At 63.2% G+C, this 17,879-nt stretch carries 13 protein-coding genes and 1 pseudogene; 11 read left to right on the top strand and 3 right to left on the bottom strand.

Translation table 11 applies throughout. From position 1 onward, the window contains the following. Positions 1-72: 72 nt before the first annotated feature. Positions 73-729, bottom strand: a complete 657-nt coding sequence (msrA, locus tag IVA95_RS33440; protein ID WP_247514377.1) for a peptide-methionine (S)-S-oxide reductase MsrA — start codon at positions 727-729, stop codon at positions 73-75. A gap of 127 nt (positions 730-856) precedes the next feature. After that, positions 857-1,174: a hypothetical protein gene (locus tag IVA95_RS33435; protein WP_057844693.1), complete on the bottom strand. Its 318-nt coding sequence runs from the start codon at positions 1,172-1,174 to the stop codon at positions 857-859. 374 nt (positions 1,175-1,548) lie between these two features. Here IVA95_RS33435 and rpsT point away from each other — a divergent pair, with 374 nt between their 5' ends. From rpsT to IVA95_RS39205, 7 genes and pseudogenes are all read left to right on the top strand, one after another. Continuing rightward, a complete protein-coding gene (gene rpsT / locus IVA95_RS33430) occupies positions 1,549-1,815 on the top strand; it encodes a 30S ribosomal protein S20 (protein ID WP_028347803.1) in 267 nt (88 codons plus the stop codon). Positions 1,816-3,158: 1,343 nt separating this feature from the next. Next, a complete protein-coding gene (dnaA, locus tag IVA95_RS33425) occupies positions 3,159-4,589 on the top strand; it encodes a chromosomal replication initiator protein DnaA (protein WP_247514376.1) in 1,431 nt (476 codons plus the stop codon). 263 nt (positions 4,590-4,852) lie between these two features. After that, positions 4,853-5,971 (top strand): DNA polymerase III subunit beta, encoded by a 1,119-nt coding sequence (dnaN, locus tag IVA95_RS33420; RefSeq protein ID WP_247514375.1) that lies wholly within the window; start codon positions 4,853-4,855, stop codon positions 5,969-5,971. Positions 5,972-6,099: 128 nt separating this feature from the next. Beyond that, positions 6,100-6,424: pseudogene (locus IVA95_RS33415) on the top strand (endonuclease domain-containing protein). Between the two features lie 86 nt (positions 6,425-6,510). After that, positions 6,511-7,650 carry a DNA replication/repair protein RecF gene (gene recF / locus IVA95_RS33410; RefSeq protein WP_247514374.1) on the top strand — a complete coding sequence of 380 codons (1,140 nt, stop codon included), beginning with the start codon at positions 6,511-6,513 and terminating at the stop codon, positions 7,648-7,650. Positions 7,651-7,778: 128 nt separating this feature from the next. Then, entirely contained in the window at positions 7,779-9,710 is a 1,932-nt protein-coding gene (locus tag IVA95_RS33405; protein WP_346658090.1) for a hypothetical protein, read from the top strand. Continuing rightward, positions 9,710-9,955: a hypothetical protein gene (locus IVA95_RS39205; RefSeq protein WP_346658089.1), complete on the top strand. Its 246-nt coding sequence runs from the start codon at positions 9,710-9,712 to the stop codon at positions 9,953-9,955. The genes IVA95_RS33405 and IVA95_RS39205 overlap by 1 nt, the downstream gene beginning before the upstream one ends. Positions 9,956-9,963: 8 nt before the next feature. On the opposite strand, the gene IVA95_RS33400 is transcribed toward IVA95_RS39205, so the two are convergent. Then, positions 9,964-11,847 carry an acyltransferase family protein gene (locus IVA95_RS33400; RefSeq protein ID WP_247514373.1) on the bottom strand — a complete coding sequence of 628 codons (1,884 nt, stop codon included), beginning with the start codon at positions 11,845-11,847 and terminating at the stop codon, positions 9,964-9,966. A gap of 335 nt (positions 11,848-12,182) precedes the next feature. Here IVA95_RS33400 and gyrB point away from each other — a divergent pair, with 335 nt between their 5' ends. Genes gyrB through IVA95_RS33380 form a run of 4 tightly spaced genes read left to right on the top strand, consistent with a single transcriptional unit; the run spans position 12,183 to position 17,864 of the window. Next, positions 12,183-14,621, top strand: a complete 2,439-nt coding sequence (gyrB, locus tag IVA95_RS33395; RefSeq protein ID WP_247514372.1) for a DNA topoisomerase (ATP-hydrolyzing) subunit B — start codon at positions 12,183-12,185, stop codon at positions 14,619-14,621. A 14-nt stretch (positions 14,622-14,635) separates the two neighbouring features. Further along, positions 14,636-15,934 carry a UDP-N-acetylglucosamine 1-carboxyvinyltransferase gene (gene murA / locus IVA95_RS33390; RefSeq protein ID WP_247514371.1) on the top strand — a complete coding sequence of 433 codons (1,299 nt, stop codon included), beginning with the start codon at positions 14,636-14,638 and terminating at the stop codon, positions 15,932-15,934. A 53-nt stretch (positions 15,935-15,987) separates the two neighbouring features. Further along, a complete protein-coding gene (locus tag IVA95_RS33385) occupies positions 15,988-17,394 on the top strand; it encodes an MATE family efflux transporter (RefSeq protein WP_247514370.1) in 1,407 nt (468 codons plus the stop codon). Next, on the top strand, positions 17,391-17,864 hold the full coding sequence (locus IVA95_RS33380) for a DUF2867 domain-containing protein (RefSeq protein WP_247514369.1): 474 nt from the start codon (positions 17,391-17,393) through the stop codon (positions 17,862-17,864). The genes IVA95_RS33385 and IVA95_RS33380 overlap by 4 nt, the downstream gene beginning before the upstream one ends. Positions 17,865-17,879: the final 15 nt, after the last annotated feature.

Raw genomic sequence — 17,879 nt, 5'->3', positions numbered from 1 at the left:
GTGGAGTGCGACGACGTCGCTCAAAGCAACCTCTCCCCGTTCTTCACGGGGAAAGGTTGAGAGAAGCAAGAATCAAGCACTCACGCCGACACCGATCGGGCAGGACACGCCGGTGCCGCCCAATCCGCAATAGCCCGCCGGGTTCTTGGCGAGATATTGCTGATGATAGTCCTCGGCGAAATAGAATTCGCCCGCCGGCGCGATCTCGGTGGTGATGGCGCCAAGGCCCTTCGCCGCCAGCGCCTTCTGGTACGTAGCCTTCGACGCGTCGGCGGCTTGGCGCTGCGCATCGCCAAACGTGTAGATCGCCGAGCGATACTGGGTGCCGACATCGTTGCCCTGGCGCATGCCCTGCGTCGGGTTGTGGTTTTCCCAGAACGTCTTCAGGAGCTGCTCGTAGGTGATCTTCTTCGGATCGAACACGACCAGCACCACTTCGGTATGACCGGTCCGGCCCGAACAAACCTCTTCATAGGTCGGATTGGGCGTATGCCCGCCAGCATAACCGACGGCGGTGGCATAGATGCCGTCGCCGAGCTCCCAAAACTTGCGCTCTGCGCCCCAGAAGCAGCCTAATCCAAAAACCGCCTGTTCGAGGCCGGCGGGATAGGGCGGCTGAAGCTTGCGGCCGTTGACGAAATGCGTGGTTGCGGTCGGGATCGGGGTGGCACGGCCCGGCAGCGCTTCGGCTGCGCTCGGCAACGCGGTGGTCTTGCGCATGAACAACATGGAGTACCTCCAGGCGGGGCATCGGCGGATGCGACGACGGCATCGGCCGGTTGGACTTCTATATATGTCTTTACGCCTGTTGCCGCAGCCCTGTTACGGTGGGCGCCCCGGGGCGGCACCGACCATGTCAGTCCCGCGAATAGCCGATCAGCGGCTTGCGCGGCCGGAACAGGATCATGAGCAGAATACCGACCACGCCCAGCACGGCAAAGACCGGCTGGTCCAACAGGACCTTCATGACGCTGTTCCATAGCCAGGGTGCGTTACCCTCGATCCAGGTCCGGAACGCAAGCTGGCTGGACTGATGGACGTCGTTCCAGAACTGGCCGAACCTGGTAAACCGCAGGGTCTGGTCGGCAACGAAACGGGCCCCGTCATAGACCATGAATATGAATCCGCCGGCCAGAAGGAGCAGGCCGATAAGCCGGAAAAAACCGCGGATCATGCGTCACCTTATATCTGTCGCCCCCAAAAGGCCGTCAGCCAATACCGGGGGCACCCTGGAAATTCAACCTCATCAGCACCTTACGCGCCCTTTTCCGCCGCTATTTCAACCTTTCAGGGAGGCCGGAAAGCGTTGACGGTGCAGGATGCGCCCTCTATAAGACCCCCAATGGCGGCGGGCGCAATCCCGCCGCCGCTGTTCTTTGAGCAGCGCCGGTTGCGGGAGCATTTTGGCTTCCGTCCATGGCACCCTCAAGAACGGCTTACGTCAGAACACCCTGGAAAACACAACCAGCGTCGATCACGCAATTTGAACGGCCGGCGCGCTCAAGGGCCGACCACCCGAGCGATGACAGCCGAAGGATAGTTGAGAACATGGCAAATACCACTTCCGCCAAAAAGGCGACCCGCAAGATTGCCCGCCGCACCATTGTCAACAAGTCGCGTCGCACCCAGATGCGCGGCGCCGTCCGCACCGTCGAGGAAGCGATCAAGAGCGGCGACCGCAATGCGGCGTTGGAAGCGATGAAGCGCGCGGAGCCGGAACTGATGCAAGCGGCGCAGCGCAATATCATTCACAAGAACAATGCGAGCCGGAAGGTGTCGCGTCTGACCCACGCGATCGCCAAGCTCGCGAAGTGAACTGACAGAAATAGATATTCGTCAAAAGCCCGGCCCCGCCGGGCTTTTCGTTTTTCTGCCATGCCGGCGCATGAGCACGAGCCCGAAATTCACTGCTGTCACGGACGTGCATCCTGTTGGATTTCGGGCACACACCAAAACCCGCGCGCCGGATCGACTGTGACAATTCAATTGTCTCGTTGCTGAGCGCCCGCTTGCATGTCATATTTCGGGCACCCGTAGTCTTACGAGGTGCAACTTATTGCACCGGCGTTGCCATGCGCATTTGCGAGAAATGCGACCGCAGCGGCTGACCTGATCAGACAACACCCGCCTCCTCCGCCCGCGCCGCCGGATCGCTCGCACCGCTCGCGCGAGTTACCCTGCAAAAACAATTCCGAAAAGCCTCGTCTCGCTAATCACTTATCCACATAGCGAGGACAAGCGTTTTGAAAATTGGTCCCGGTAACCAAGATTGTAACGGTTTCTTAAAAAATTTTGCGCGTGCCGCGAAAATTGTCACGCTCGTTCGCGCCGCGGGATTCTCTGCGCTGATTCAAAAACTTGGTGTGGAGTGTCGCATTTGCAGTGTTGCAACACCGCCGAAGAGTCACGCGACATCGTCGAATCACGGATTGTCAGAAATCGCGCTTGGTGTATTTGTTACTCGTTCGCGACGCTCTAGGCTCTCCTGACCAGCGCGGTATGAGACCCAAGAACGGACGTGCAAATCGGCGGCGGTGTGCGCGTTAGCGACGCTTTCCAAGCGAAGCTGAGTTGGTAACTCATAGCAATATGAGGACGGTTGTTCTGTGTCTAAATTTCCGCAGGGGGCGCTCACGTTCAAGCGCGCTCCAGACAAGGGGAATAAGATGCTTGCCGACGATGCAGCGATTGGGAACGCGGAGCTTGTGAACGTGTTGAAGACGACAGACTGAGGTACGCGGCGGACGCAGCGGCGAACAAGCGGATGTTCGGTAGCGGCAGACTGGCTTTGAAACACTGGTGATGTGGTTACTCGCCGCGCGCTTTCGCGGCGAGAGGGGGAGGTACTATGCTTTACGAAATCAACGCGACATTCGGCACGCTCATTTCCATCGCGACCGCTTCGGAATCCCTGAACAACGTTTTTGGCCGTCCTCCCACACGAACTCCGCTGAGAGCATCGAGTACGCGCTGACCTCGCGGTAGCCTCTCTCACTCCATCCAGCGTTTGATCTGAGCAACGGCGATTCCGCCGAACGTTAGATCTGTGTCTGGTGGTTGAAGCACCGCGCCGAGGTCATGTCTGGCAGGAAACCTGCAAGGGTACCGCCAGCCGATTTCACAAGACACCATTACTCATTCAGAAAAGTTCTCAGGCAATGACAAATACGGAACAGGATCGCTGGTCGCGCGTGAAGGGGCGGTTGCGGACGAGCGTTGGCGAGGACGTCTATACGAGCTGGTTTGCGCGCATGGACCTCGAAGCCGTGCAGGACGAAAGCGTCCACCTGTCGGTGCCGACCCGGTTCCTCAAGAGCTGGATCCAGGCGCATTACGCCGACCGTGTCCTGACCTGCTGGCAGGCCGAGATGCCGGAAGTACACCGGATCGACCTCACCGTGCGCACGGCGATGCGATCCGCCGCGCCCGCCAAGGAACCGACGGCGCCTACCGATCAACGCCGTATCGAGCACGCCAATGGCCGACCCGCGCCCGAATTGCGCGCGACCGCCACTGCGCCGGTGTCCGCCAGCCATGATGCGCTCGGCGGCTCGCCGCTCGACCCGCGCCTGACCTTTGCAAGTTTTGTAATCGGTCGCTCGAATACCCTCGCCCATGCGGCGGCGCGCCAGGTTGCAGAAGGCCGCCGCGGCGATCCTGTGATGTTCAACCCGCTCTACATTCACGCCGGCGTTGGCCTCGGCAAAACCCATTTGCTGCAGGCCGTGACATGGGCCGGCAATTCGGGGAACGAGCGCAAGGTGCTCTATCTCACCGCTGAAAAATTCATGTACGGCTTTGTCGCTGCGCTGAAGACGCAGACGGCGCTGGCGTTCAAGGAGGCGCTGCGCGGCATCGACGTGCTCGTGATCGACGACCTGCAGTTCCTGCAGGGCAAGTCGACCCAGGCCGAGTTCTGCCACACGCTGAACGCGCTGATCGATGCCGGACGTCAGGTGGTGATCGCCGCCGATCGCCCGCCGTCCGATCTCGAGAGCCTCGACGATCGCGTGCGCTCACGGCTGGCTGGCGGCCTTGTTGTCGAGATGGGCTCGCTTGGCGAAGAGCTGCGGCTCGGCATCCTGAAATCGCGGGTGGCGGCTGCGCGCGCGCATCATGCGAGCTTCAATGTGCCGGAGGCCGTGCTGGATTATCTGGCGCGCACTATCACCCATAATGGCCGCGACCTCGAAGGCGCCATCAATCGCCTGCTCGCCCATTCCAAGCTCAACGCCCAGCCGGTGACGCTGGAAATGGCTGAGCGCGAAGTGCGCGACCTGATCCGTCCGCAGGAACCGAAGCGGATCAAGATCGAGGACATCCAGCGGGTTGTCGCCCGGCAATACAATGTCAGCCGTTCGGATCTCTTGTCGTCGCGGCGGACCGCGAACGTGGTTCGTCCGCGCCAGGTCGCGATGTACCTGGCAAAGACGCTGACACTGCGCTCGCTGCCCGAGATCGGCCGCCGGTTCGGCGGACGCGACCACACCACGGTGCTGCACGCCGTGCGCAAGATCGAGGCACTGGTGGCCCGGGATATCGCGCTGTCCGAAGAGGTCGAGTCTCTGAAGCGGCAATTACAGGAATAGCGGCGGCAGGAACAGGATTTGGCTCCTCCCCAGCCTCTCCCGCCCTGATCCCAGGGCGGGAGAATTTTTTTCTGCCGCCATTTTTCGCCGCAAAAGTGGGGAACGGCGGCCTGCCTCCCTTGCACCGGCGCCCCATCCGCGCCACCTTGCGGTCCCCCCGGGGGTTTGATCAAATCCGATCCTGATCCGGCTTTTCGGGTTTCCAACGCCGCGGCGCTGCCTTGACGGGCCGCCCGGCTTTTCCATCTCTGGCGGATATTGCAATGAAGGTCACCGTCGAACGCGCGCAACTGCTGAAATCGCTGGGTCACGTCCATCGCGTGGTCGAGCGCCGCAACACCATCCCGATCCTCGGCAATGTGCTGGTCCGCGCCGAAAACGCCAGGCTGTCGCTGAAGGCGACCGACCTCGATCTCGAGGTGACCGAAACGCTGGCGGCGGAGACCGGAACCGCCGGCTCCACCACCGTGCCGGCGCATATGTTCTATGACATCGTCCGCAAACTGCCCGACGGTGCGCAGATCGTGCTGGAAGCCGACGGCGACCGCTCGGTGATGGCTATCCGCGCCGGCCGCTCGCGCTTCATGCTGCAGACCCTGCCTGAAAGCGACTTCCCCGATCTTGCCGCCGGCGACATGACGCACTCGTTCTCGCTTGCGGCTGCCGACGTCAAGCGCCTGATCGACCGTACGCAGTTTGCGATCTCGACCGAAGAGACCCGCTATTACCTCAACGGCATCTACCTGCACACGGCCGGCAGCGCCAAGGCCACGACCTTGCGCGGGGTGGCGACCGACGGTCATCGCCTGGCGCAGATCGATCTGGCGCTGCCCTCCGGCGCCACCGGCATGCCCGGCGTGATCGTGCCGCGCAAGACAGTGGGCGAGGTGCTGCGGCTGATCGAGGACAATGAAGCCGAAGTCAAAATCGAACTGTCGCAGGGCAAGATCCGCTTCATCCTCGGCAATGTCGTGCTGACGTCAAAGCTGATCGATGGAACCTTCCCGGATTATGGCCGCGTCATTCCGCAGAACAACGACAAGGAACTGATCGTCGACAAGAAGGATTTCGAGGCGGCAGTAGACCGCGTCTCGACCATTTCCAGCGAGCGCGGTCGTGCCGTAAAGCTGGCGTTGTCCGCCGGGAAGCTCGTTCTGTCGGTGACCAATCCGGATTCCGGCAGCGCCACTGAAGAGCTCGAAGTCGAATACGCCTCCGACGCGCTCGATATCGGCTTCAACTCGCGCTACCTGCTCGATATCGCCGCCCAGATCGAAGGCGAAGTCGCCGTGCTCCGCCTCGCCGACCCCGGCTCGCCGACCCTGGTGCAGGACAAGGACAACAAGGGCGCGCTCTACGTGCTGATGCCGATGCGGGTGTGACTGCTTCGTCCAAAACGAACGCGGACCTCCCCTCTCCCCTTGTGGGAGAGGGTGGCGCCGAACGAAGTTCGGCGACGGGTGAGGGGTTCGCGCCGCATACACCAAATCATAGGCCGGTTGCCAAGCGCATCCGCAGCTTCGAAGAAGATGCGTCACGAGCCCACCGATGCGGAATTGGCGATGTGGCGACTGCTTCGCGACCGACGCCTCGCGCGTTTCAAATGTCGACGGCAAGTTCCGTTTCGAAATTTTATTCTCGATTTTGTCTGCTTCGAGAAGCGGCTGATCATTGAAATCGATGGAGGTCAGCACGCATCATCGACACGCGACGAAGCGAGGGAAGCGGTGATGATCGCCGAAGGATTTCGAATTGCGCGGTACTGGAACAATGACGTGCTGCAACAACCCTCTGCCGTGCTGGAGGACATTTTCGTAAAACTCGCCGAGCGGTAAGAACCCCTCACCCGTCGCCTCACTTCGTGAGGCGCCACCCTCTCCCACAAGGGGAGAGGGGAAGAAAGGCCGACGATTTATTCGCCATGACCCCTTCCCGCATCCATCGCCTTTCGCTGACGCACTTCCGCAACTACCGCGCGGCGAGCGTGCAGGTGCGCGGCGATATGGTGGTGCTGGTGGGGCCGAACGGCGCCGGCAAGACCAATTGCTTGGAGGCGATCTCGTTTCTCTCGCCGGGACGCGGCTTGCGGCGCGCGACGCTGGAGGATGTTGCCGACAATCAGGGCGACGGCTCCTGGGCGGTGTCGGCCGAGGTCGAGGGCGCGCTGGGGCTTGCCACGCTTGGCACCGGCATCGATGCGCCGGCCGCGGAGGGCGCCTCCACCACCCGACGGTGCCGGATCGACCGCGAACCGGTGAGCTCGGCAACCGCGTTCGGCGATCATTTGCGCATGGTGTGGCTGACGCCGGCGATGGACGGCCTGTTCCTTGGCGCAGCTTCCGAGCGGCGGCGCTTCTTCGACCGCCTGGTGCTGGCGATCGACAGCGAGCATTCCAGCCGCGTTTCCGCGCTGGATCGCTCGCTGCGTTCGCGCAACCGTCTGCTCGAAGTGCGCAATTATGACGACCATTGGTGTGACGCGATCGAGCGCGAAACTGCCGAATTGGCAGTTGCGGTTGCCGCAACGCGCGGCCAGACGGTGACGAGACTGGCGGCGATGCTGCGTGAACGTGGCGCGGCTTCGGCCTTTCCGTCCGCGCAGATCATGCTCGACGGCTGGATGGAGAATGCGCTGGTCAATGAATCCGCCACCGCCGTGGAGGATCGCTACCGCGAGATCCTGCGCGCCAGCCGCGCCCGCGACGCCGCGGCCGGCCGCACGCTGGACGGCCCCCATCTCACGGATTTGCAGGTGATCTACGCACCAAAAAACATGCCGGCCCGCGACGCATCCACCGGCGAGCAGAAGGCGCTGCTGATCGGGCTGGTGCTGGCCCATGCCACGCTGGTTGCCGAGATGACCGGGATCGTGCCGCTATTGCTGCTCGACGAAGTTGTCGCCCATCTTGATCCCGTCAGGCGCAAGGCGCTGTTCGATGAACTCGCAAAGCTCGGCGCGCAGGTCTGGATGACCGGCGCCGATCCTGCGGCTTTCGTCGATATAGGCGCTGGCGGCGAGATTTTTGACGTCGAGTCTGGCCAGGTGAGCCGCCGGGCCTGAGGCCTGCGAACCGGCCTTGCTTGAACCAAATCCTGCATCGCAACGACTAGCTTTCGGAAGCGGCGTTACCACGGCGCAGCCCTCGTGGCCGCGCGGCCTAGAACGGCCAATCAATACCGGGGATGAAAATGCCCAACACCAAGCGCGGGATCATCCCGGCCCGAAAACACCTGTTGCCGCTGATCTTCGCGGTCGCCGCCGCAATGCCGCTAGCAGCCAGGGCCGACGGCGGCATCGTCGACGTCCGCACGCTGCCGCGGCTGGAAGGCGCCATCGAAGATACCTCTCGCACCCAGTCCCATAGCCTGAGCTACGGCGTTGGCACCGCCGTCGCGATCACGGCTGAAGCCACCAAAAAACTGCTCACCGCCGACGGCTGGGTGCAATTTTTGCGGCCGCTGGACGAGAAGAGCTCCATCCTTACGTTCAAGAAAGCCCAGCAAGGGCTGAGCGTACGTTTCACTCAGGGCCTCGGCCGTCCCGATCAATCCGTCGTGTACTACAACTCCGACCGGATCACCTCGAACGTACCATTCCCGCCCGAGGCGACCGGCATCGTGTTTGACCAGCACCGGCCCTATCTCGGCTGCATCGTGCCTGCCGCCCTGGACGCGACGCTCGATTTCTTCCGCAAGGAGATGGCTGCGATCGGCTGGAAACAGCTCACCGCCGCCGATGCCGCGGCGCGATGGCCGAACGCGGAGTTCAGCGAGACCATCGAGAACGGCATCCGCGCCTACTACACCCATGACGACGGCGACGGTTTCTATCGGCAACGGCCGATCATGCTGACGCTGCAGCGGCGGAACGACGGCCGGACCGGGGTGGAAATCCGGGTTGCGCCATTCGCCTTGCCGCAGACTCTCGAGGCCGATTCCGAAATGGCGGGCCTGCCCAAGCCGAAGCCGACCAAGACCGCGAAGAGTGTAGGCGGCTCCGATTCCGTCCGCCGCCAGCTCGAAGTAGCGGTCATCGCCGAGCTTCCCGCAACGCTTGCCTTCTATCGCCGCGAACTCGCAAGCCGCAACTGGACCGAAGAGGCGAAGGGTGCAGTCGTCACGCCCGATAGCGTCACGCTGAATTTCTCCTCCGCCGAACAGACCGCAACACTGACGCTCGGGCGAAAGTACGACCTGACGGTCGTCAGTCTCGTCACGCAGATGAGCGAAGCGGCGCTGGCCGCACGCGCTAGGGCGAAGAAGGAGGCGGACGAGAAGTTCATGAAGGACGCCGCTGCTATGGCGAAGCAGGTGATCGCCGCCGATGGGGCGGTGCGGGTCGCGCAAGCCGCCAATCTGTCGGATGCGCCGCTCCGCGCGCGTGGCGACGGCGCGAGCCCGGTGCCCTTGCCGGAGAATGCGGAGAATGTGAAATTCGACGGCGCGGACGGCAGGCTCGAATTCAGTTCCGCTTCCAGCGTGAGGGCGGTCGCAGCCTTTTATCGCAGCTCCCTGCAGCCGCAGGGCTGGAAGGAGAAGCCCTCGGTCATCAACCAACCCAATATGGCGCTGATGGAATTTTCCAAAGGCCGCAAGACCCTGTCGTTCACTGCCATGCAGATGGGCCCCAAGGTCCGCGTCAGCGCCAATGGATCGGCGCTCGTGACGGCGAACGCTGCATCCGAAACCGCGAAGACGCCCGGCGGTTCGTCCGGCAAGGCCATGGCAGAAACGCTCGATCCCGATCCTGATTCCGCCTTGCCGCTACCGAAGCAGCGCACCATGACTTCGATGGGTACCGGCAAAATGCCCGGCAGCGATGCCCCGTTCCGCAGGGAGTTGGAGGCCAGTATCCCAGCCGAACTCAACACGGTGCTCGCCTTCTACCGCAGCGAACTCGGCAAGCGCGGCTGGCAGGAGACCGAAGGTGCCATTGTGAAGCCGGACCAGGCGCAACTGGCGTTCACCTCTGCCGATGGTCCGGCCACCCTCAAGCTCGGCCGCAGGAACGGCGAGATCACGGTCAATCTCGCGCAAAAATATCCGGCGGCAGCCGCCAAGGCCGACGTCGTGCCGAAGCCGGGCCAATCAAAACTGATGTTCGGCAATATCGGAAACTGATGTTCGGCAATATCGGCAAGCGCGACGCCACGGTTTCGATCAACAAACAGACGATCAGGATCGCCGCCGGCGGACCGCAATCGGCAAGGCCGCCGATGATCGATCTGCCGCCGGGCAAATACCAGTATGCGCTGAAAGTTGCGGGCGGGCCAGCGCGCAATAACTCGATCGAGATCGGCGCCGGCGACACCTGGGGCGTGATGATCGGGCCCGGCGGCGACGTGCTGCCGCTGCAGATGTACTGAGCGCGCTATCATGGCTTGCTCGCAGATGTCTCGCTGCCGAGCAGGCGGTCGATGATCGCTTCGATCACGAATATCGATGCCCTCTCGGTCAGGTGCACCTGATCGCTCGCGGCGAGATCGCCTGCCGCATCGCCAATGCGCGTCAGGCATCCCTGCGCGTTGCAAAGGACGTCCGACGCCGAGATGAATTCCGCACCGAGCGGCTCGAGCCGGGCGCGCATGATGGCATCGTAGGCGCTGGGCGGGATGCCATTGGGCGAACGCTGCGGGATCAGCGTGCGATGAAGCATGAAATATCGGAGCACCTCGGACGGAAGCCCGCGCCGCCACATCGGCACGCCGCCGAGAACAACGACACGGGCGTTCGTCTCCCTCTTCAGCGCGGCCACCGTCTCGGTCACGTTGTCGAGATGTTTCTCCCAGGTTCCGTGCAGCAACACGATGTCGGGCCTGATCTGCCGAACCAGCGACAAGACCTTGTCATTCATCGCACGGCAGTTGGGCGTGCTCGCAATATCTGCGTTCAGCGCCGGAATGCAGGAGCTCGAGGTGAGCTGCGCGATGCCGAAGCCTCGCTCCTCCTGCGCTTTGCGCAGGCCCGGCAACAGCGCGCCGGCGGTCGAATCGCCCCATATCAGAACCAGCGGACGCCGATCGCGTTCGATGCAGGTATCGGCAAATGTCGTTTCACGGCTGAGATCGAGCAGGCACTCGTGAAACCGCCATTTGAAACTCTCCGTCTGCACGTTGGCCATCGCGCGGATTTCCGGCGGCAGCCGGAAATCGAAGCCGCGTCCCCAGATGACGGCGATACCGGCGACCACGATCATCGCCATGCCCGCCCCAAGCCCGAACATTTTGCGCCGGCTCGGCAGGCCGAACCGGATCGGCATCTCGACAAACCGGTAGGTCGCCCAGGCCAGCAGCGCGCTCGCGAGCAATATCAGTTCGCGTTCCGGCAAGGTCAGCGGAGCGAATTTGATGATCCCGCCGAGCACCAGTAGCGGCCAGTGCCAGAGATAGAGCGGATAGCTGATCAGCCCGATCCACACCAAAGGCGGGCTTGCGAGTATGGCCCGGTTTACCCAGGCCGCGGGCGATGACAGCAGAAGGGCGGTGCCTGCGACCGGCAATACCGCCCACCACCCCGGAAAGGCGCGATGGCTGTCGAGCATCACGGCAGCTACACCGATCAGTGCCACGCCGATCCAGGCGCGCCGATCGCTCGCTTTGACGCTGTGGCCAACCCTGTTCCAGCCGTATGCCAGCGCCGCTCCGGTGAGCAATTCGAAGGCGCGGGTAAACGGCAGATAGAAGGTCGCAACGGGATTCGAGCCGATCAACGCGACATTGAGCAGGAAAGACCCGATGCCGAGCACCACGGCCACCGCCATGACGCTCATTCGCAGCCGGGCTGCGAACATCAGCAGCAGCGGCCAGAACAGATAAAACTGCTCCTCGATGCCGAGCGACCACAGATGCAACAGCGGCTTCTTGGCGGATTCGGCGTCGAAATAGCCAGACTGCAGCAACAACGCGATATTGGCCAAGAACGCCGCGCTGGCGAAACTGTCGCCGCCGAGTTGCGCGAAGGCTGACGGCAGCATCCAGAACCAGCCCAACACCAATGTCGCAGAGAGCACCACGATCAGTGCTGGGAAGATGCGCCGAATCCGCCGGTTGTAGAATTCGATCAGGCTGAAGCGACCGAGTTCCAGCTCGCGCGCGATGATCCCCGTGATCAGAAAGCCCGAGATCACGAAGAACACGTCGACACCGATGAAGCCGCCCGGCATGGCGTCCGGGAATGCATGGAAATTGAGGACCAGCATCACGGCGATGGCCCGGAGGCCGTCGACATCCGGCCGGTATTTTGGTGAAGGCGAGGTCAATTGGAGGGCTAACCCGGGATCGCTGTGGACGGCGGACAACGACTACAAGCTGCCGCACCGCCTTCTCTAGCAGGTCCGCAGCAGACTGCCATTTCCCATCGTGCGGCGTTCAAAAATCCGGCGCTCGAGGGCGCAGAATCAGCCCCCGAATCGCGCTTTTCGGAGCCTCCAGAATCGGCCTTTGGAGACCTTGAAAAAGAGTAAAAAACCGCCATTTATTCAACAACTTGCATACAGAGAGATTGCGCTAGGCGCGGTGCCTGTTTCATGGCACAAATAGATCAATCAGCGCCTCATATTGCGCAGCTGATTCGGGACATCCTCGAAGGCTTCACATGACAGAACCTGCCCGGCAGACCCCTGCCGAAACTGAGCATCCCATTCCCGTCGAATATGGTGCGGAATCGATCCGGGTGCTGAAGGGCCTTGATGCCGTGCGCAAGCGGCCGGGCATGTATATCGGCGATACCGATGATGGTTCCGGCCTGCACCACATGGTCTACGAGGTCGTCGACAACGCGATCGACGAGGCGCTCGCGGGCCACGCCACGCGCGTCGAAGTGATCCTGAACGCGGACAATTCCGTGACCGTGCGCGACGACGGCCGCGGCATTCCCGTCGACATCCACAAGGGCGAAGGCATTTCCGCCGCCGAGGTCATCATGACCCAGCTGCACGCCGGCGGTAAGTTCGACCAGAATTCCTACAAGGTTTCCGGCGGCCTGCACGGCGTCGGCGTCTCCGTCGTCAACGCGCTGTCGAGCTCGCTGAAGCTCAGGGTGTGGCGCGACGACAAGGAGCATTTCGTCGAGTTCGCCCATGGCGACTCGCTGGCGCCTTTGAAGGTGATCGGCGAGGCCAAGGGCAAGCGCGGCACCGAGGTCACCTTCCTCGCCTCGGGCGAGACCTTCAAGAACATCGAGTATGATTTCGCGACGCTGGAGCACCGGCTGCGCGAACTCGCGTTCCTCAATTCCGGCGTTCACATCATCCTCTCCGACATGCGACACGCGGTCGAGAAGCGCGAGGAGATGTATTACAGCGGCGGCGTCGAGGAGTTCGTCAAATATCTCGACCGCAACAAGAAGGCGATCGTCCCCGCCCCGATCATGGTGCGGTCGGAATCCAACGGCATCGGCGTCGAGGCGGCGCTGTGGTGGAACGACAGCTACCATGAGAACGTGCTGTGCTTCACCAACAACATCCCGCAGCGTGACGGTGGCACCCATCTCGCCGGTTTCCGCGGCGCGCTGACACGCCAGGTCAACGGCTATGCCGACGCTAACGCGAAGAAGGAGAAGATCGCGCTCACCGGCGACGATTGCCGCGAAGGCCTCACCGCCGTGCTGTCGGTGAAGGTGCCGGACCCGAAATTTTCGTCGCAGACCAAGGACAAGCTGGTGTCCTCGGAAGTGCGCCCGGTGGTCGAGAACGTCATCAACGAGGCGCTGGCGGCGTGGTTCGAGGAGCACCCGGCTGAGGCCAAGGTCATCGTCGGCAAGGTGATCCAGGCGGCGGCCGCGCGCGAAGCCGCCCGCAAGGCGCGCGAACTGACGCGCAAGAGCCCGCTCAGCGTTTCCTCGCTACCCGGCAAGCTCGCCGACTGCCAGGAGAAGGACCCGGCCAAGTCCGAACTGTTCATCGTCGAGGGCGACTCGGCCGGCGGCAGCGCCAAGCAGGGCCGCAACCGCGAATTCCAGGCGGTGCTGCCGCTACGCGGCAAGATCCTCAACGTCGAGCGCGTCCGCACCGACAAGATGCTGTCGAGTGAACAGATCGGCACGCTGATCACCGCGCTCGGCACCGGCATCAGTGACGACTTCTCCGTCGACAAGCTGCGCTACCACAAGATCATCGTGATGACGGACGCCGATGTCGACGGCGCCCATATCCGCACGCTGCTCTTGACCTTCTTCTATCGGCAGATGCGCGAATTGATCGACCGCGGCCATCTCTATATCGCACAGCCACCGCTCTACAAGGTGACGCGCGGCAAGTCCGAACAGTACCTGAAAGACGAGCGCGCGCTGGAAGATTACCTGATTGCGACCGGCCTCGATGACTGCGTGTTCAAGCCGGCGTCGGGTTCGGAACGCGGCGGCCGCGACCTGCTGTCGCTGGTCGAGGACGCGCGCGTCATCCGCGGCATCCTGAACAATTTGCACAGCCGCTATAACCGCAAGGTGGTCGAGCAGGCCGCGATCGCGGGCGTGCTCAATCCGAGGATCACCGGCGACATCGCCACCGCCAATGCCGCCGCCGACTACATAGCCAGGCGTCTCGATGCGCTGGCCGACGAGGTCGAGCGCGGCTGGACCGGCCGCTTCACCGATGGCGAGGGCTTCTTCTTCGAGCGCACCATCCGCGGCGTCAAGGATGTCGCCATCATCGACGACGCTCTGCTCGGCTCCGCCGACGCCCGCAAGCTCGACGACTATGCCGTGAGACTTCAGGAGGCCTATCCGAACCCGACCGGGGTGTTGCGCCGTAAGGATACGGAAACCGCCGTCTATGGACCGGTCAGCCTGTTCGAGGCGATAACCGACGCCGGCCGCAAAGGCGTGGCGTTGCAGCGCTACAAAGGCCTCGGCGAGATGAACCCCGATCAGCTCTGGCACACCACGCTCGATACCAACGGGCGTTCGCTGCTGCAAGTGAAGATCAAGGAGGTCGACGAGGCCGACGACATCTTCACCAAGCTGATGGGTGACGTTGTCGAGCCGCGCCGCGAGTTCATCCAGGATAACTCGCTCAGCGCCAATGTCGACGTGTGAGGCAGGACGCGCCCGTGCCTCCCATTCAGTACATCGTTGAAGGCGGCCACCGGCTTTCGGGCACGATCGAGCCGTCCGGCAACAAGAATTCTGCGCTGCCGATCATCGCGGCCGCCCTGCTCACCGAGCATCCGGTCACGCTGGAAAACGTGCCGCGCATCCGCGACACCGAGACGCTGGTCGAACTGATCCGCTCGGTCGGCGCTTCCGCCGAATGGCAGGCGCGCAACCGGCTTGCGATCCACGCCAAGGAGGTCCGCGCCGCCGATCTCGATCCTGAACTTTGCGCGCGGATCCGCGCTTCGATCCTGCTGGCGGGGCCGCTATTGGCCCGCTGCGGCGAGGTAGCGCTGCCGCCGCCCGGCGGCGACGTCATCGGACGCCGTCGTCTCGATACGCATTTCCTCGCCTTCGAGCAGTTGGGCGCCACCGTCACGGCCACCCACCGGCTGGAATTCCGCGCCGCCAGCCTGAAGGGCGCCGACGTCTTTCTCGACGAGCCGAGCGTCACCGCCACCGAAAACGCGCTCGTCGCGGCAGTTGCCGCCCATGGCACCACATACTTGCGCAACGCGGCCTCCGAGCCGCACGTGCAGGACCTCGCGCATTTTCTGGTCGCGCTCGGCGCCAAGATCGAGGGCATCGGCACCAACACCATCATCGTGCACGGCCCGGCGACGCTTGGCGGCGCAAGCTATTCGATCCAGCCCGATCATATCGAAGTCGGCTCACTGATTGGGCTCGCCGCGGTGACGCGTTCGCCGCTGCGCATCGCCAAGGCCGGCGTCGAGCACCTGCGCTCCATCCGGATGGGATTTGAGCGGCTCGGCATCGTCTGCGGCGTCGAGGGCGACGATCTCGTGGTGCCCTCAGGGCAGACCATGAAGATCCACGACGATTTCGGTGGTCATGTACCGAAGCTCGAGGATCAGCCGTGGCCGGCGTTCCCGGCCGACCTGATGTCAATTGCGATCGTGACCGCCACGCAATGCGACGGCGTGATCCTGATGTTCGAAAAAATGTTCGAGTCGCGAATGTTCTTCGTCGACAAGCTGATCTCGATGGGCGCCCGCATCGTGCTGTGCGACCCGCATCGCGCGATCGTGGCCGGCCCGAGCCGGCTGCGCGGCGCCCCCATGACTTCGCCCGATATCCGCGCCGGCATGGCGATGCTGCTGGCGGCGGTCGCGGCCGAAGGCACCTCAACGATCAACAACGCCGACCAGATCGAGCGCGGCTATGAGCGCATCGAGGAGCGGCTCAATGCGCTGGGCGCGCGAATCACCCGAGTTCCGGCACGCGAAGGCCACTAGGCTGCGGACGCCGGCGTCACTTTTTCGTCCTTCGCCGGTATTAGTCTGTTGCCATGACCTCGCTCGACAAAATCGAACGCGCAAGCGTTGCGCCGCCCGCCGCGGCTGCGGTGCCCGGCCGTCATCTCGCGATTGAGCTTACCGAGACGCTGAAGCTTTCGGTGCCGATCGCGCTGACCCAACTCGGGCAGATCGCGATGATGACGACCGATCTGGCGTTCATCGGTCGGCTCGGCAGCGAAACGGTAGCTGCGGCAGCCCTCGCCCACACGGTGTTCTTCGTCACCTTCACTTTCGGCATGGGCCTGGTATCGGCCGTCGCGCCGCTAGCGGCGCAGGCTTTCGGTGCTCGCGATCCGCGCATGGTACGGCGCGCGCTGCGCGTCGGCTTGTGGGCGGCGCTGTTGATCGCGCTGCCGCTGATGGCACTGCCATTCCGCGGTGAGGCGATCCTGATTGCACTTGGCCAGGCGCCGACCGTCGCCGGGCCCGCGCAGCAATACCTGTTCGGCCTCGCCTGGGGCATCCTGCCGGCGCTGTGGTTTATCGCGATCCGCGGCTTCATGAGCGCGGTGAACCGGCCCGAGCCCGTGCTGTGGATCACGCTGGCCGCGATCCCGGCGAATGCGTTGCTGGTCTATCTGCTGCTCTATGGGAAATGGGGCCTGCCTGAACTCGGGCTGTTCGGTGCGGGCCTTGCTACCAGCATGGTCAATCTCGGCACGTTTCTCGCCGGGCTGTGGTTCACCGCGCTGCGCCAGCCGTTTCGAAAGTACCACGTGCTCGGCAACATCTGGCGTATCGACTGGCCGTTGATGGCGAAGCTCGTGATCGTCGGCGCGCCGATCTCAATGGCGTTTCTGCTGGAATACGGGTTGTTCGGCGCTGCCGGCCTGCTGATGGGTCTGATCAGCACCACAGCACTCGCAGCGCACCAGATTGCACTACAAATCGCAGCCATCCTGTTCATGGTACCGTTCGGAATCAGTATGGCAGCGACCGTCCGGGTCGGTCATGCGGTCGGGCGCCGCGACAGCAACGCCGTCAGGCGCGCAGGCTACGTGGCGATACTCCTCGGCGCGGCGTTCATGGCCACGATGACACTCGCCGTGATCCTTGGACGGTTCCTGATTGCCGAGATATTCCTCGGCGAAGCCGTCGACGCGACGGCGACGCTGACGGCAACGCTGCTGCTGATCGGCTCCACTTTCTTTGTCGCGGACGGTATCCAAACCATCGCCGCCGGTGCGCTGCGCGGAATGAATGACACGCGCGTGCCGCTGCTATTTGCCACCTTCAGCTACTGGCTGATCGGCTTTACTTTTGCCTGCGCACTCGGGTTCTGGACACCGCTTGGCGCCAGCGGAGTCTGGATCGGATTGTCGATCGGTACCGTTGTCTTCGCCAGTCTGCTCGTCTTGCGATTCCGGCTGCTGGCGAGCAGACTGGCGTCTCCATGACCGTCCGCGAAATCACGCCTGCCGTCGATGCCGGTGCGCTGCTGGCCGGCGCTCAGTTCGCCGACGCCTTCTGTATTGAAATCAGCGACCGCGATCTCGACGCCCGCCGTGCAGCAGAGCGGATGATGGCGCGTCAGCCCCGATGGGCCGAGGCGCTGTTATCGCTGCGCAATTTTTTGGTCGCGCCACTCGGGCTGAGAACGTCGGGTGACGATCCGGGCGACCCCCGCGACATGGTCGGAATCTTTCCCGTCGTCAGCGAAACGCCGGATCGCCTGATCGCCGGCTTCAACGACCGTCATCTCGACTTTCGCGTCGTGGTGGACGTAACGCCTCCCGGCGCCGTCAGGCAGGTCACCGCGACGACGCTGGTCAAGACGCACAACTGGCTCGGCCGGATCTATCTCGCAATCATCCTGCCGTTTCATCGGCTGATCGTGCCCGCCCTGCTGCGGCAAGTTGCGCCCTGAGGCCGGCATCACCAC

Origin of the sequence: Bradyrhizobium sp. 157, from assembly GCF_023073815.1 — a bacterium.
Classification (GTDB): Bacteria; Pseudomonadota; Alphaproteobacteria; order Rhizobiales; family Xanthobacteraceae; genus Bradyrhizobium.
Note: the sequence above shows the minus strand (reverse complement) of the source record. Positions and strands in the feature narration are given on the sequence as shown.

Coding starts and splice junctions, on each gene's coding strand:
- IVA95_RS33380 (WP_247514369.1), top strand. CDS start 17,391: ATGACCGTCCGCGAAATCACGCCTGCCGTCGATGCCGGTGCGCTGCTG.
- dnaA (WP_247514376.1), top strand. CDS start 3,159: ATGACAAATACGGAACAGGATCGCTGGTCGCGCGTGAAGGGGCGGTTG.
- gyrB (WP_247514372.1), top strand. CDS start 12,183: ATGACAGAACCTGCCCGGCAGACCCCTGCCGAAACTGAGCATCCCATT.
- rpsT (WP_028347803.1), top strand. CDS start 1,549: ATGGCAAATACCACTTCCGCCAAAAAGGCGACCCGCAAGATTGCCCGC.
- recF (WP_247514374.1), top strand. CDS start 6,511: ATGACCCCTTCCCGCATCCATCGCCTTTCGCTGACGCACTTCCGCAAC.
- IVA95_RS33385 (WP_247514370.1), top strand. CDS start 15,988: ATGACCTCGCTCGACAAAATCGAACGCGCAAGCGTTGCGCCGCCCGCC.
- IVA95_RS39205 (WP_346658089.1), top strand. CDS start 9,710: ATGTTCGGCAATATCGGCAAGCGCGACGCCACGGTTTCGATCAACAAA.
- dnaN (WP_247514375.1), top strand. CDS start 4,853: ATGAAGGTCACCGTCGAACGCGCGCAACTGCTGAAATCGCTGGGTCAC.
- IVA95_RS33405 (WP_346658090.1), top strand. CDS start 7,779: ATGCCCAACACCAAGCGCGGGATCATCCCGGCCCGAAAACACCTGTTG.
- IVA95_RS33435 (WP_057844693.1), bottom strand. CDS start 1,174: ATGATCCGCGGTTTTTTCCGGCTTATCGGCCTGCTCCTTCTGGCCGGC.
- msrA (WP_247514377.1), bottom strand. CDS start 729: ATGTTGTTCATGCGCAAGACCACCGCGTTGCCGAGCGCAGCCGAAGCG.